Annotated in this window: 9 protein-coding genes; 2 read left to right on the forward strand and 7 right to left on the reverse strand. The window is 62.0% G+C overall.

Features of this window, described 5'->3' with window-relative positions:
- Positions 1-79 precede the first annotated feature (79 nt).
- The gene (locus tag B7L71_RS04685) at positions 80-4,021 is read left to right on the forward strand and encodes a NahK/ErcS family hybrid sensor histidine kinase/response regulator (RefSeq protein WP_081136304.1); all 3,942 of its coding nucleotides are present in this window, start codon (positions 80-82) and stop codon (positions 4,019-4,021) included.
- Positions 4,022-4,105: 84 nt separating this feature from the next.
- Here the strand turns inward: B7L71_RS04685 and B7L71_RS04690 are convergent, their stop codons facing one another.
- The 3 genes from B7L71_RS04690 to B7L71_RS04700 all read right to left on the reverse strand — a co-directional run bounded on the left by B7L71_RS04690 (position 4,106) and on the right by B7L71_RS04700 (position 7,706).
- Positions 4,106-4,768, reverse strand: a complete 663-nt coding sequence (locus B7L71_RS04690) for a LuxR C-terminal-related transcriptional regulator (RefSeq protein WP_016916171.1) — start codon at positions 4,766-4,768, stop codon at positions 4,106-4,108.
- A 270-nt stretch (positions 4,769-5,038) separates the two neighbouring features.
- A complete protein-coding gene (gene acs, locus B7L71_RS04695; RefSeq protein WP_081136306.1) occupies positions 5,039-6,988 on the reverse strand; it encodes an acetate--CoA ligase in 1,950 nt (649 codons plus the stop codon).
- A gap of 181 nt (positions 6,989-7,169) precedes the next feature.
- On the reverse strand, positions 7,170-7,706 hold the full coding sequence (locus B7L71_RS04700; RefSeq protein ID WP_081136307.1) for a SprT family zinc-dependent metalloprotease: 537 nt from the start codon (positions 7,704-7,706) through the stop codon (positions 7,170-7,172).
- A gap of 58 nt (positions 7,707-7,764) precedes the next feature.
- Between B7L71_RS04700 and B7L71_RS04705 the strand changes: the two genes are divergently transcribed.
- The gene (locus B7L71_RS04705; RefSeq protein WP_081136309.1) at positions 7,765-8,439 is read left to right on the forward strand and encodes a YecA/YgfB family protein; all 675 of its coding nucleotides are present in this window, start codon (positions 7,765-7,767) and stop codon (positions 8,437-8,439) included.
- A 3-nt stretch (positions 8,440-8,442) separates the two neighbouring features.
- Here B7L71_RS04705 and B7L71_RS04710 read toward each other — a convergent pair whose 3' ends face one another.
- From B7L71_RS04710 to adk, 4 genes are all read right to left on the reverse strand, one after another.
- Positions 8,443-9,564 (reverse strand): phospholipase D-like domain-containing protein, encoded by a 1,122-nt coding sequence (locus B7L71_RS04710; protein ID WP_081136310.1) that lies wholly within the window; start codon positions 9,562-9,564, stop codon positions 8,443-8,445.
- Positions 9,565-9,601: 37 nt separating this feature from the next.
- Positions 9,602-10,312, reverse strand: a complete 711-nt coding sequence (locus tag B7L71_RS04715; RefSeq protein ID WP_081136312.1) for a class I SAM-dependent methyltransferase — start codon at positions 10,310-10,312, stop codon at positions 9,602-9,604.
- A complete protein-coding gene (tsaB, locus tag B7L71_RS04720; RefSeq protein WP_081136313.1) occupies positions 10,309-11,013 on the reverse strand; it encodes a tRNA (adenosine(37)-N6)-threonylcarbamoyltransferase complex dimerization subunit type 1 TsaB in 705 nt (234 codons plus the stop codon). Before tsaB ends, B7L71_RS04715 begins: the two co-directional genes overlap by 4 nt.
- A 113-nt stretch (positions 11,014-11,126) precedes the next feature.
- Positions 11,127-11,780, reverse strand: coding sequence for an adenylate kinase (gene adk, locus B7L71_RS04725; protein ID WP_081136315.1), 654 nt, complete (start codon positions 11,778-11,780; stop codon positions 11,127-11,129).
- Between the last annotated feature and the right edge of the window lie 225 nt (positions 11,781-12,005).

Raw genomic sequence — 12,005 nt, forward strand, 5'->3', positions numbered from 1 at the left:
GCAGGGCAATTCCCCTAGAATGGAGCCTCACTGAACGCACCGCCGCATGGGGCGCAGATAACAAGACAGGGAGAGAAGCATGTTTCACGGCGGGCTGCTGGTAGCCGTATCACTACTCTATATTGCCGTGCTGTTCGGCATTGCCTGGTACGGCGACCGCCGGGCGCGCACCCATGGCGCCAGCCGCCGCCGCCCCATCATCTACAGCCTGGCGCTGGCAATTTACTGTACGTCCTGGACGTTTTACGGCGCGGTGGGCCAGGCCGCCACGGCAGGCTGGTCGTTTGCCAGCATTTTCGTCGGGCCAATTCTGACGTTCCTGCTGTTCTGGCCGGTACTGGCCAAGATGATTCGCGTTGCCAAGCACCAGAACGTCACCTCCATTGCCGACTTCATTGCGTCGCGTTACGGCAAGACGCAGTCGCTGGCCGCCTTTGCCAGCCTGGTGGCGCTGATCGGTACGCTGCCCTATATCGCCCTGCAGCTAAAAGCCGTGTCGACCAGCTTCAGCGTGTTGACCGATGCACAGGACCTCACCCACACCCCGCTGTTTGCCGATACGGCGTTTTATGTGGCCATCGTCATGGCGATCTTTGCCATCCTGTTTGGCACACGCCATACCGATGCCACCGAGCACCATGAGGGGCTGATTCACGCGGTCGCCTTCGAGTCACTGGTCAAACTGTTGGCCTTCCTGGTGCTGGGGGCCTTCGTCACCTGGGGCATGTTCGGCGGGCTGGGAGAGCTGATGGGCCATGCGGAAAGCCAGCTGGAGCTGCAGCGCCAGTTGGCCAACCAGGATTTCGGCCAGAGCTTCTGGGCACAAACGCTACTGGCCATGCTGGCCATCCTCTGCCTGCCACGTCAGTTTCACGTGGCGGTAGTCGAAAACATTCACCCGGACGACGCCAGCAAGTCGCGCTGGCTATTCCCGCTCTACCTGCTGGCCATTGCCTTCTTCGTGGTACCGCTAGCCGCCGCAGGGCTGATGCTGTTCTCGGAAAGCGGCGTCGAGCCCGACACTTACGTGCTGGCGCTCTCCATGGCTTCAGGCCAGCAGTGGCTGACCCTGCTGACCTTCATTGGCGGTTTTTCCGCAGCCACCGGCATGGTCATCGTGGCCGCGGTGGCGGTGTCCATCATGATCTCCAATGAAATCGTCATTCCGGCCCTGTTCCGGCTGCGCTGGTTCGACACCAAGGCCCGAGACTACGGACGGCTGGTGCTGCGCGCCCGCCGCCTGACCATCATCGCCGTGCTGGCCATGGCCTACGGTTTCTATCAGCTGATTGGCGAGTTCACCTCGCTGGCCTCCATCGGCATGCTCTCGTTTGCCGCAGCCGGGCAATTTGCGCCTGCCTTGATCGGCGGGCTGTACTGGAAGCGCGGTAACCGGCTGGGCGTCGTCATCGGCATGAATGCCGGCTTTGCCATCTGGACCTACAGCCTGCTGATGCCGGCCATGATCAACGCCGGCGTGCTGCCCCAGGCATGGCTGTTCGGCGGGCCACTGGGCATCTCGTGGCTCTCGCCCACGGCCCTGTTCGGCCTCAACCTGGGCGACCCGTTCACCCACGGGGTGATGCTCTCGCTGGGGATCAATCTGTTCTGCTATATCTTCGTCTCGCAGATCACCTCCCAGCGCGTGGTCGAGCGCATTCAGGCGTCGCTGTTCGTCGATAGCGTCGAGACCCGCCAGACCTCGGTGAACCGCCCCTGGACGGGTGCGACCACGGTAGGCGACTTGAAGGTACTGTGTGAACGCTTCCTCGGTGCAGGCCAGGTGGATCGCGCTTTCGAAGACTACGCCCGCCGGGCGGGCAAACCGCTGGACGATGGCACCCGCGCGTCCATCGACGTCATCCAGTTTACCGAACGCTTTTTGGCGTCGGTGCTGGGCGCCTCGTCGGCCCGTATCGTGGTGAACTCGGCGCTGCAGGGGCGCGGCATCGGCATTTCCGATGTGATCTCCATCGTCGATGAAGCCTCCCAGGTGCTTGAGTTCAACCGCGCCCTGCTGCAGGCCACCATCGAAAACATCAATCAGGGCATCAGCGTGGTCGACCAGAATCTGCGGCTGGTGGTGTGGAACCAGCGCTATCTGGAGCTGTTCCGCTTCCCCGACCACCTGATTCGGGTCGGCGCCCCCATGGACCGCATCTTCCGTTACAACGCCCATAATGGCGAGTATGGCCCCGGCGACCCGGAGGAGCATGTCCAGCTGCTGATCGACAACATTCGGGCAGGCCAGCCCCACCGCTACGTGCGTTACCGCCAGGATGGCAGCGTGCTGGAAGTGCAGGGCAACCCCATGCCCGGAGGCGGCTTCGTCTACACCTATCAGGACATTACCCAGCAAAAGCGCATCGAAGAGGCGCTGATTCGCTCTGAAAACAATATCCGTATCTATACCGATAACGTACCGGCGCTGATTGCCTACTTCGATAAGGAGAGCCGCTACCTGTTCACCAACCGCGCCTACGAGCAGGCCTTCAGCATTGATCGTAACGCGGTCATCGGGCGTCGCTATGAAGACGTCCTGCCGGTCAATCAGGCCGAAGAGCGACTGCCCTGGGTACAGCGAACGCTGGCCGGTGAGCGTGTCAGCTTCGAAGTCTCCATGCGCGTCAATGATGCCATGCGTTACATGCTGGTGACCTATACACCCCACTTTGGCGACAGCCAGTCGATTTTAGGCTTTTTTGCGCTGTATCAGGACATTACCGAACGCCGCCAGGCCGAGATTGCGCTCAAGGAGACCAATGAAACCCTGGAGGAGCGCGTCAGAGAGCGCACTCAGGCGCTTTCAGAGGCCAACGCCGCTCTGCGCCAGGAGAACCGAGTGCGCGCAGAAGCGGAGCAAGCGCTGCGCCAGGCCAAGCTGCTGGCCGAGGATGCCAACGCCTCGAAAACGCGCTTTTTGGCCGCTGCCAGCCACGATCTGCTGCAGCCGCTGAACGCTGCGCGCCTGTTTACCTCGGCGCTGATGCAAAACGTCACCGCCAGCGATACCCAGCGCACCATTGGGCATATCGACAACTCGCTGCAGGCCGCCGAAGAGCTGCTGGGTACGCTGCTGGATATCTCCAAGCTGGATGCGGGCGCGCTGACCCCACGCCGCAGCCACTTCGCGCTGGCCGACATCTTCCGCCCGCTGCGGGCCGAGTTCGAAGTCATGGCCGACGACCGCGGCCTGGACCTGGACGTCGTCCCCACCCAGAAGTGGGTCGACTCTGACCCGCAAATGCTGCGCCGTATCGTGCAGAACTTCCTCTCCAACGCCATTCGCTACACTCAGGAAGGGCGCGTGCTGCTGGGCTGCCGCCGCCAGGGCGAACGGCTGCTGATCGAGGTATGGGATAGCGGCCCCGGCGTTCCCGAGTCCAAGCTCACCGAGATTTTCCAGGAGTTTCGTCGTCTCGATCAGGTGTCGCGTCACAAGGAGAGCGAAAAAGGGCTGGGGCTGGGACTGTCCATCGCCGACCGCATGAGTCGCGTGCTGGACCACCCCATCAAGGTACGCTCCTGGGAAGGCGTCGGGACGGTCTTTTCGGTGAGCGTGCCCATCGTGGCGGCCAAGGAGATGGCGCCGATAGAGCAAGAGGCTGGCCATCGCCGCAGTGGCAACAAGCTGGCGGGCACCCGCATCGTCTGTATCGACAATGAAACCCTGATTCTGGAGGGCATGACCGCCATGCTGAACGGCTGGGGCTGTGAGGTCTTCACCGCCACCAGCATCGGAGGGGCCAAGTCGATTCTGCGCAACATGGATGGCGACCCGGATGCCATTCTGGCGGATTACCATCTGGATAACGAAGTCACCGGCCTGATGGCTCTGGAAGCCCTCAGCGAGCGCTTCGAAGGGGCCGTGCCGGGCATCGTGATCACCGCTGACCGCACCGAAACCGTGGCCGAGGAGATCAAGCGGGCGGGGTACCACATGCTCCTGAAACCCGTGAAACCCGCCGCCCTGCGTGCTCTGCTGACACGCACCCTGCAGGCCAGTCGGGCCAAACTCTGACCCTGCCCCTGACAAAGCCATAGCTAACAAAACGCCGCGCCTGGAGAATTCCAGGCGCGGCGTTTTGGTTGCCTACCGTCGCGATCAGGACTCGACTTTGGGCGGCTCCACTTCCAGCTTTTGCGCGGCGATGACCGCCTGGGTGCGCGAGTGAACGCCCAGCTTGCGCAGAATTGCCGTGACGTGCGCCTTGATCGTGGCTTCCGAGACATTCAGCTCATAGGCAATCTGCTTGTTGAGCAGACCTTCGGTGAGCATGTTCAATACCCGGAACTGCTGGGGAGTCAGCGACGCAATCGCTTCGGCAAAACGCGACTCCTCTTCGCTGGTCTCTTCCAATACGTTGGCCAGCGCTTCAGGCAACCAGACTTCCCCCTGCAGAATTTCGCCCACGGCTTCGGCAATCAGCTGCAGTGAGGAGGATTTGGGGATGAACCCGGACGCCCCGTAGTCGATGGCGCGCCGCACCACGTAAGGCTCATCGCTGCCGGACACCACGGCAACGGGAATATCGGGCATCTGCCCGCGCAGCTGAATCAACCCCGAAAAGCCGTGGGCTCCCGGCATGTGCAGATCCAGCAGGATCAAATCCGCATCGGGATGTCGGTTGACGACCTCTGTGGTGGCTTCCATGGTGTCGGCTTCGACGATCTCGGCCTGGGGGGCCAACTGGCGCAACGCTTGGGTAAGCGCTGCGCGAAACAGCGGATGGTCGTCAGCGACGATAAACTTATGGGCTACTGCCATGGATTTTCCTCCGGTTCCTCGAGCAGCGGGGTTGCCTGCCGCCGCGACGCTAGGCTCATACGGTTGAGGCATGGTACCCCATGGGCTTCATCATGCCCAAGCATCACATGCACAATTTGTCATTGGAACGTCATTCAAACAGAAACAGCGGTGCCGGCTCATGGCCGGCACCGCAACAGACTAACGCAGTTTGCCCTGATTTAATAAATCCAGGCGTGACGCTGGTCATTGAAAGCAGCCCCCACAAGACGATTCATGGGGGTGCTTCCCTTACTGGTTGGCACGATGTTCGATCAGATCATCGACCACCGACGGGTCTGCCAGCGTACTGGTATCGCCCAGCCCATCACACTCGTTGGCCGCGATCTTGCGCAGGATGCGTCGCATGATCTTGCCCGAACGGGTCTTGGGCAGCCCCGGCGCCCACTGGATGACGTCCGGCGACGCAATGGGGCCGATATCCTTACGCACCCACTGGGTCAGCTCTTTCTTCAGTTCGTCGGTGGGATCCATGCCATCGTTCAAGGTCACGTAGATATAGATACCCTGACCCTTGATGTCGTGGGGGAAGCCCACCACGGCGGCCTCGGCCACGGCGGAATGAGCGACCAGCGACGACTCGATTTCGGCGGTGCCCATGCGGTGGCCAGAGACGTTGAGCACGTCGTCCACACGGCCGGTGATCCAGTAGTAGCCGTCCTCGTCGCGGCGGCAGCCGTCACCGGTGAAGTACATGCCGTCGTAGGTGGAGAAGTAGGTCTGCACGAAGCGCTCGTGATCCCCCCAGATGGAGCGCGCCTGCCCCGGCCAGGAGTCGAGAATCACCAGGTTACCTTCATTGGCCCCCTCCAGCGTCTGGCCCTCGCTGTCCACCAGCGCTGGCTTGACCCCGAAGAACGGTGTCGTGGCCGAGCCCGGCTTGAGGTCAGTGGCCCCCGGCAGCGGCGCAATCATGATGCCGCCCGTCTCGGTTTGCCACCAGGTATCCACGATGGGGCACTTCTCGTTGCCGATGACCCGGTAGAACCACTCCCAGGCTTCCGGGTTGATTGGCTCACCCACCGAGCCCAGCAGGCGCAGCGAGTCACGTTTGCTGGAATCCATCACGCGGTCACCATGGGCCATCAGTGCACGAATGGCGGTCGGCGCGGTATAGAGGATGTTGACCTGGTGCTTGTCGACGATGTCGCCCATCCGGCCATGGGTCGGATAGCTGGGCACGCCTTCGAACATCAGCGTCGTGGCGCCGTTGGCCAGCGGCCCGTACACGATATAGCTATGCCCGGTGACCCAGCCCACGTCGGCGGTACACCAGTAGATCTCACCTTCCTGGTAGTCGAAAATATATTGATGGGTCATGGCGGCATAGGTCAGGTAGCCGCCAGTGGTATGCTTCAGTCCTTTCGGTGCGCCGGTAGAGCCTGAGGTATACAGAATGAACAGCGGATCTTCTGCGTTCATGGGTTCGGCCGGGCACTCGGTCGACTGCTGATCGACCAGCTCGTCGAACCACAGGTCACGGCCTGCCTGCCAGTCGATATCGCCCCCGGTGCGTTTGACGACCAGCACGTTCTTGCACACGTCGGTGCCATCACGGGTCAGCGCCGAGTCGACGTTCTCTTTCAGCGGCACATGCTTGCCACCGCGCACTGATTCATCGGCGGTGATCACCAGCTTGGAGTCCGCACCAATGACGCGCTGAGCCACGGCATCCGGGGAGAAGCCACCAAAGACCACCGAGTGCACTGCGCCGATCCGCGCACAGGCCAGCATGGCCATGGCGGCTTCGGGAATCATTGGCATATACAGCGTGACCGTATCGCCTTTCTGGATGCCCAGCGATTTCAGGCCATTGGCCAGCTGGTTGGTACGCTCGTACAGCTCACGGTAGGTGATGTGTTTGGACTCGCTGGGATCATCGCCTTCCCAGATGATCGCCGTCTGGTCGCCACGCGTGGCCAAATGGCGGTCCAGGCAGTTGGCGCTGACGTTCAGCTCGCCATCTTCGAACCAGCGAATATCGACGTTGTCGCGGGCGAACGAGGTGTTCTTGATCTTGCTGGGGGGCTTGATCCAGTCGAGACGCTTGGCTTGCTCGGCCCAGAAGCCTTCAGGGTCCTCCATGGACTGCTGATACATTGCCGCATACTTGTCTTTGTCGGCCCATGCCTTGGCTGCGATGCTATCGCGCACTGGATAGACGTTCTGATGCTCGCTCATGAAATTGCCTCTGTCCGTGAAAATGCACTCTCGTGGAAGTTGTGTCGGTCTTGTTATTGGTGGCACCGACCCGGCTAATCTTTACCTAGCATAAACCTCCCGATGACGGCTTCCCCTTAGACATTGGTATTAACATTTTTATTTTAAAAAACATATACTTAAAACATGTTTCCAGGATTCATCAAGCACTGTAGACCAAGGTCTGATGACAATGTCGGCAGCGATACCGCTGCCCTTTTACCACTAAGGCATGACGTCTGGCCGTAAAGGCGTGGGTCTGGCAGGCGCACTGGTAGCGGTAGGGCCGCGACTGCGCTTGCCCGATATCGAAACGGTGGGTAACCCGGGGTTCCAGCCCAAACAGGTCACGCATGACAGTCTGCCACTCCCGGCCATGGGGTTTCAAACGGGTGCCGTTGGCCAAGTGAAAGACCAGCCAGTGGGCCATTTCATGGGGAATCACCTCGTCGAAGAAGGCCATGCGGTTGGCCGCCATCAGCACGGGATTGAAGCGCAGCCCTTGTCTGCCCCAGTGGGCCTGCCCAGCCCCTGCGCCCTTCAGGTCGAACCAGACCCCGGGGGTCGGTAGCGTCGGATACACTTCCCGACAGCGGGCCAGCGCTTCCGCGACCCGTTCACGGGCGGCGGAAGCCAGCGCGGGTGGTGACAACGCTTCCAGCTCATCAGCAGGCCAGGAAGGCAGTGGTGTGGTGTTCATTAGTGATAAACTAACCGTCAAGATGTTGTTCGATTCAAGATACCCGATGAGGCTTTTCATGGCAGAGCGCAACAACGAGCCCCCCGCAACCGCTTCCGACAGCGTGCCACCCCAGCCGCTGCTGGAAGATGAGCAGCTGGACAGGCTGGACGACTTTCTCGATTCGGACCGCGTGGGCGAAGATGCCCTGGACCTGATCTCGGCCCATGGCTTCCTCGTGGCCCTGGCCGTGGCGCCCAGCGAACAGCCCCGCGATGCGTGGCTTGCCGAGCTCTTTCAGGGCGAGCCCAACTACCAGAACGACGCCGAACGCGACGAGGTCACGCACCTCCTCTGCCTGCTGCGTGATAACGCCATGGCGGTGCTGGAGCAAGGCGGTCTACCAGAGCTGCCCTTCGAGCTGACCCTGGATGGTCTGCCCGCCGAAGAGACCCCCATCGGAGACTGGTGCGCAGGCTTCATGGAAGGCGTGTTCAGCGACGAAAGCGCCTGGTTCCAGGAGGACGAAGAGGCTGCGGCCACCCTGCTGCTGCCCTTCATGCTGCTCTCGGGTCTGTTTGATGACGAACCCGACATGGCCGAGATGGCCAGCGACCAGGCCAATCAGGAAGCGCTGGTGGCCCAGCTACCCGAACTGGTGCTCGACCTCTACCTGCACTACCGCGTGCCCCCCGAGACGCCCAAACCCAAGCCCCGCAAGAAAACCCCGGCCAAGGGCAAAAAACGCAAGTAGCCGCTACTTGAGCCGCGTCACCAGGCCATCCAGCGCGCCATACACCCACTCCCGGGCGCGCTGCCACCAGGGCCGCGCGGCCCAGGCCTGGGCATCCACCTCGTCACTGGCAGCAAAATTGCGCTCGAACAGCTCGCGCACGTCGTTGGCGAAGGCAGCATCTTCCACCTCCTGATTGGCCTCCAGGTTCCAGTGCAGGTTCCAGTGGTCAAAGTTGCAGGAGCCCAGGCTCACCCAGTCGTCTGCCAAAGCAAACTTGGCATGAATAAAGGTGGGCTGGAACTCGAAGATACGCACACCCGCCTTCAGCAGGCTGTGATAAAAGCGCTGGCCTGCGTAACGTACGCCGGGGTGGTCATGTTTGGGACCGGGTAGCAGCAGGCGAACGTCCACCCCGCGTCTGGCCGCGCGCACCAGCCGCCGACGCAGCGAAAAGGTCGGCACGAAATAGGGCGTACATAGCCACAGCCGTTGGCGAGATTGGTGGACCCGCGCGTAGAGTGAGTGCCGAATGGCCTGATAGCGATAGCCACGGCCCGAGATGACCCTGCCCCTGACGCCCTCTTCGTGCGGCTTGGCTACCCGCACCTCCGGCAGTGCCAGACGCGGCCCTTGCGGGGACGCATAGCGGGTCAGCCGTGAGCGCCACAAGTGACGAAACAGCGCCTCCCAATCGGCCACCACGGGCCCCTGGACCCGGGCGGCGATTTCGTACCAGGCCTCCAGGAATTCATCCACCGCGCCAAACCCGCCCGTGAAGGCTACCTCGCCATCCACCACCACGATCTTGCGGTGGTCACGGCTCAGGTTGCGTGCCAGTGAGTGGAAGCCAATCGGATTGAACAGCTGCAAGGCCACACCGGCCTCCTGTAGCCGTTCACGATCCTCGCGCTTCAGCCCCATGGCGCCATAGCCATCCAGCAGCACATACACCTGCACGCCACGCTCGGCCGCGGCCACCAGTACATCGATCATCTGGTCGGCCAACGCCCCCGACTCCATCAGGTAAAGCTCTACGAAAACATAGTGCTGGGCCTGATGGACGGCGTCGAACATGGCTGGCAGAAAGCGCGACGCTTCCGGCAGAAGCGCCACACGGTTACCTTCTCGCCACGCGTACTGCATAAAGACTCCTTCTCTTGCGCCCTGCCTGCAGGCCGCCTTAGCGGCTCAAGGAGCGGTGAACATACAGGTCATAGCGGCTGGTTTTGCCTTCGATTGTATGCTGTGGCGCAGGACCTGCAATAGGCGGTGCCTTGCGCGGGCGCTTGACCACCACCCGGTGAGTGGCCACCGCCAGCGCCGCTTCCAGCAAGCGCGGGGCGTCATCGTCCGTTCCGGCCAGTTCACGAAACAAGCGCATTTCCTTCTTCACCAGCGCCGATTTCTCGCGATGGGGAAACATGGGGTCCAGATGCACGACCTGCGGGGTGAACTCGGCGCTGGCCACCAGCGCCGCCAGCGCCTCACAGGCATCCCCATGACGCAGCTGCATGCGCGCGGTGATGGGCGCCGTCTCGGCGTCCCTGGCCGCCCGGGCCAGGCCATCCTCCAGCAGCGCGGCAATGGCCTGCACGCGCTCGACCATCAGCACCTCGGCACCCAGGCTGGCCAACACGAACGCGTCACGCCCGAGCCCTGCCGTGGCATCCACGATGCTTGGCGTCACGCCTTTGGAAAGCCCGCACGCCTTGGCCACCAGCTGGCCGCGCCCACCGCCGAACTGACGCCGATGGGCCGCCTTGCCGGACACGAAATCGACGCTCAAGGGCTTGCCGTACTGGCGCTCGTCACCGACCAGCGCCAATCGGCCATCGCGCTCTTCCAGCGTCAGCCCCGCGGGCAGCGCTATCGGTGGGCGCGCCGAGCTCATGCCGGCTTTTTCCAGGCCACGTCGTTACGCAGGTAGACGGGCTGCGCTTCATGGGCGGCGACACCCAACCCTGCGTCCAGGTCCCGCGCGGCCAGCCAGGCCATCTCTTCGGCGCGCGGCTCCAGGTCGTCGCTGAGGTGCTGGGTCATGCCCACATGCACTGCCACATCGAAAGCGTCCCAAAGCGCAAAGCCCGAGCCGACCCCGACCCAGTCGGTTTCATCGGATGGCAGCCTAAAAGCGCCTGGGGCCAGTACTCGCTCATCGCTTTGCGGGCTGACCACGTCATTCAGGCAGTGCCAGCTGGCCACGTAAATTTCACCCATTCGGGCATCCAGCGCGGTCACCACATGGCGAAAGTGATAGCGGCGATGCACCTGCAGGGCCAGGGACTCCAACGTCGAGATACCCAGCAGCGGGCGCTCCAGGCCGAAGGCCAACCCCTGGGCCGCTCCGGCGGCAATGCGCAGGCCGGTAAAGGAGCCCGGCCCACGGCCAAACGCGACGGCGTCCAGCTGCCCGGGCACAATGGCGGCGGTAGCCAGCAGCTCGTCGACCATCGGCATCAAGCGTTTGGTATGGGCGCGCGGCGTCATTTCGTAACGCGCCAGGCACTCGGACTGATCACTCTCCTGACGCAGCAGCGCGGCAGAGCAGGCACTGGAGGAGGCATCCAATGCCAGAAGATATCGCGACGACATAACCGTGTGGCACTCCGAAAAAATAGGCCGCCAGTATACCGTCTGGCGGCCTTGACGACGATGGCCCGCAGGGAACCTGCGGGCCATCGTCAGTCGAGCAGTCTTTGCCAGGCTCAGCTCAGCGCTTCTTTCACCTGGCGGGTGATATCGGCCACGCTGCCCACCCCTTCCACGCGGTGGTATTGAGGTGCAGCGGCCGGGTCCTCTTTGGCCCACTGCTGGTAGTACTCCACCAACGGAGCCGTTTGCTCGTGGTACACCGACAGACGGTTGCGCACGGTAGACTCCTGATCGTCTTCCCGCTGGATCAGGGCTTCCCCGGTGACATCGTCCTTGCCCGGCTCTTTGGGCGGATTGTGGTCAATGTGGTAGACACGGCCCGAGGCGGGGTGAACGCGGCGTCCGGCCAGACGGCTGACGATCTCTTCGTCCGGCACGGCGATTTCCAGCACGTGATCGAGCTTCACGCCGCCTTCTTTCATGGCATCGGCCTGGGGAATGGTGCGGGGGAACCCATCAAACAGGAAGCCGTTGGCGCAGTCCGGCTGGCTGATGCGCTCCTTGACCAGGTCGATGATGATTTCGTCGGACACCAGCCCACCACTGTTCATGATCTCCTTGACCTTGAGTCCCAGCTCAGTGCCGTCCTTGATGGCGGTGCGCAGCATATCCCCGGTGGAAATTTGGGGAATCTTGAACTGCTCACAAATAAACTGAGCTTGAGTCCCCTTCCCCGCGCCGGGGGCACCCAACAGGATTAAACGCATGGCACTGCTCCTTGAATGTTCGTACTTGATTGGTGGTGATCGAATAAATCAATGAATCGACAATAACCGTGCCGTTCAGGCGACACAACTCCCCAAAAGCCTGAAAGGCCGATTATTTTGCGTTTTTTCAAGCGAAAACAGCAAAGTGGCGATGGCTAGTACTTTGGTCACGCTGGTTTACTGCTGACGCCATAGAAACACAAGCGGCGCCCATGGGGGCGCCGC

The sequence above is a fragment of the Halomonas sp. BC2 genome (assembly GCF_002078115.1).
Classification (GTDB): Bacteria; Pseudomonadota; Gammaproteobacteria; order Pseudomonadales; family Halomonadaceae; genus Vreelandella; species Vreelandella stevensii.

What these genes read in the sequence shown, in the direction of transcription:
- B7L71_RS04685 (WP_081136304.1), top strand. Translation starts at nt 80, where the DNA reads ATGTTTCACGGCGGGCTGCTGGTAGCCGTATCACTACTCTATATTGCC.
- B7L71_RS04690 (WP_016916171.1), bottom strand. Translation starts at nt 4,768, where the DNA reads ATGGCAGTAGCCCATAAGTTTATCGTCGCTGACGACCATCCGCTGTTT.
- acs (WP_081136306.1), bottom strand. Translation starts at nt 6,988, where the DNA reads ATGAGCGAGCATCAGAACGTCTATCCAGTGCGCGATAGCATCGCAGCC.
- B7L71_RS04700 (WP_081136307.1), bottom strand. Translation starts at nt 7,706, where the DNA reads ATGAACACCACACCACTGCCTTCCTGGCCTGCTGATGAGCTGGAAGCG.
- B7L71_RS04705 (WP_081136309.1), top strand. Translation starts at nt 7,765, where the DNA reads ATGGCAGAGCGCAACAACGAGCCCCCCGCAACCGCTTCCGACAGCGTG.
- B7L71_RS04710 (WP_081136310.1), bottom strand. Translation starts at nt 9,564, where the DNA reads ATGCAGTACGCGTGGCGAGAAGGTAACCGTGTGGCGCTTCTGCCGGAA.
- B7L71_RS04715 (WP_081136312.1), bottom strand. Translation starts at nt 10,312, where the DNA reads ATGAGCTCGGCGCGCCCACCGATAGCGCTGCCCGCGGGGCTGACGCTG.
- tsaB (WP_081136313.1), bottom strand. Translation starts at nt 11,013, where the DNA reads ATGTCGTCGCGATATCTTCTGGCATTGGATGCCTCCTCCAGTGCCTGC.
- adk (WP_081136315.1), bottom strand. Translation starts at nt 11,780, where the DNA reads ATGCGTTTAATCCTGTTGGGTGCCCCCGGCGCGGGGAAGGGGACTCAA.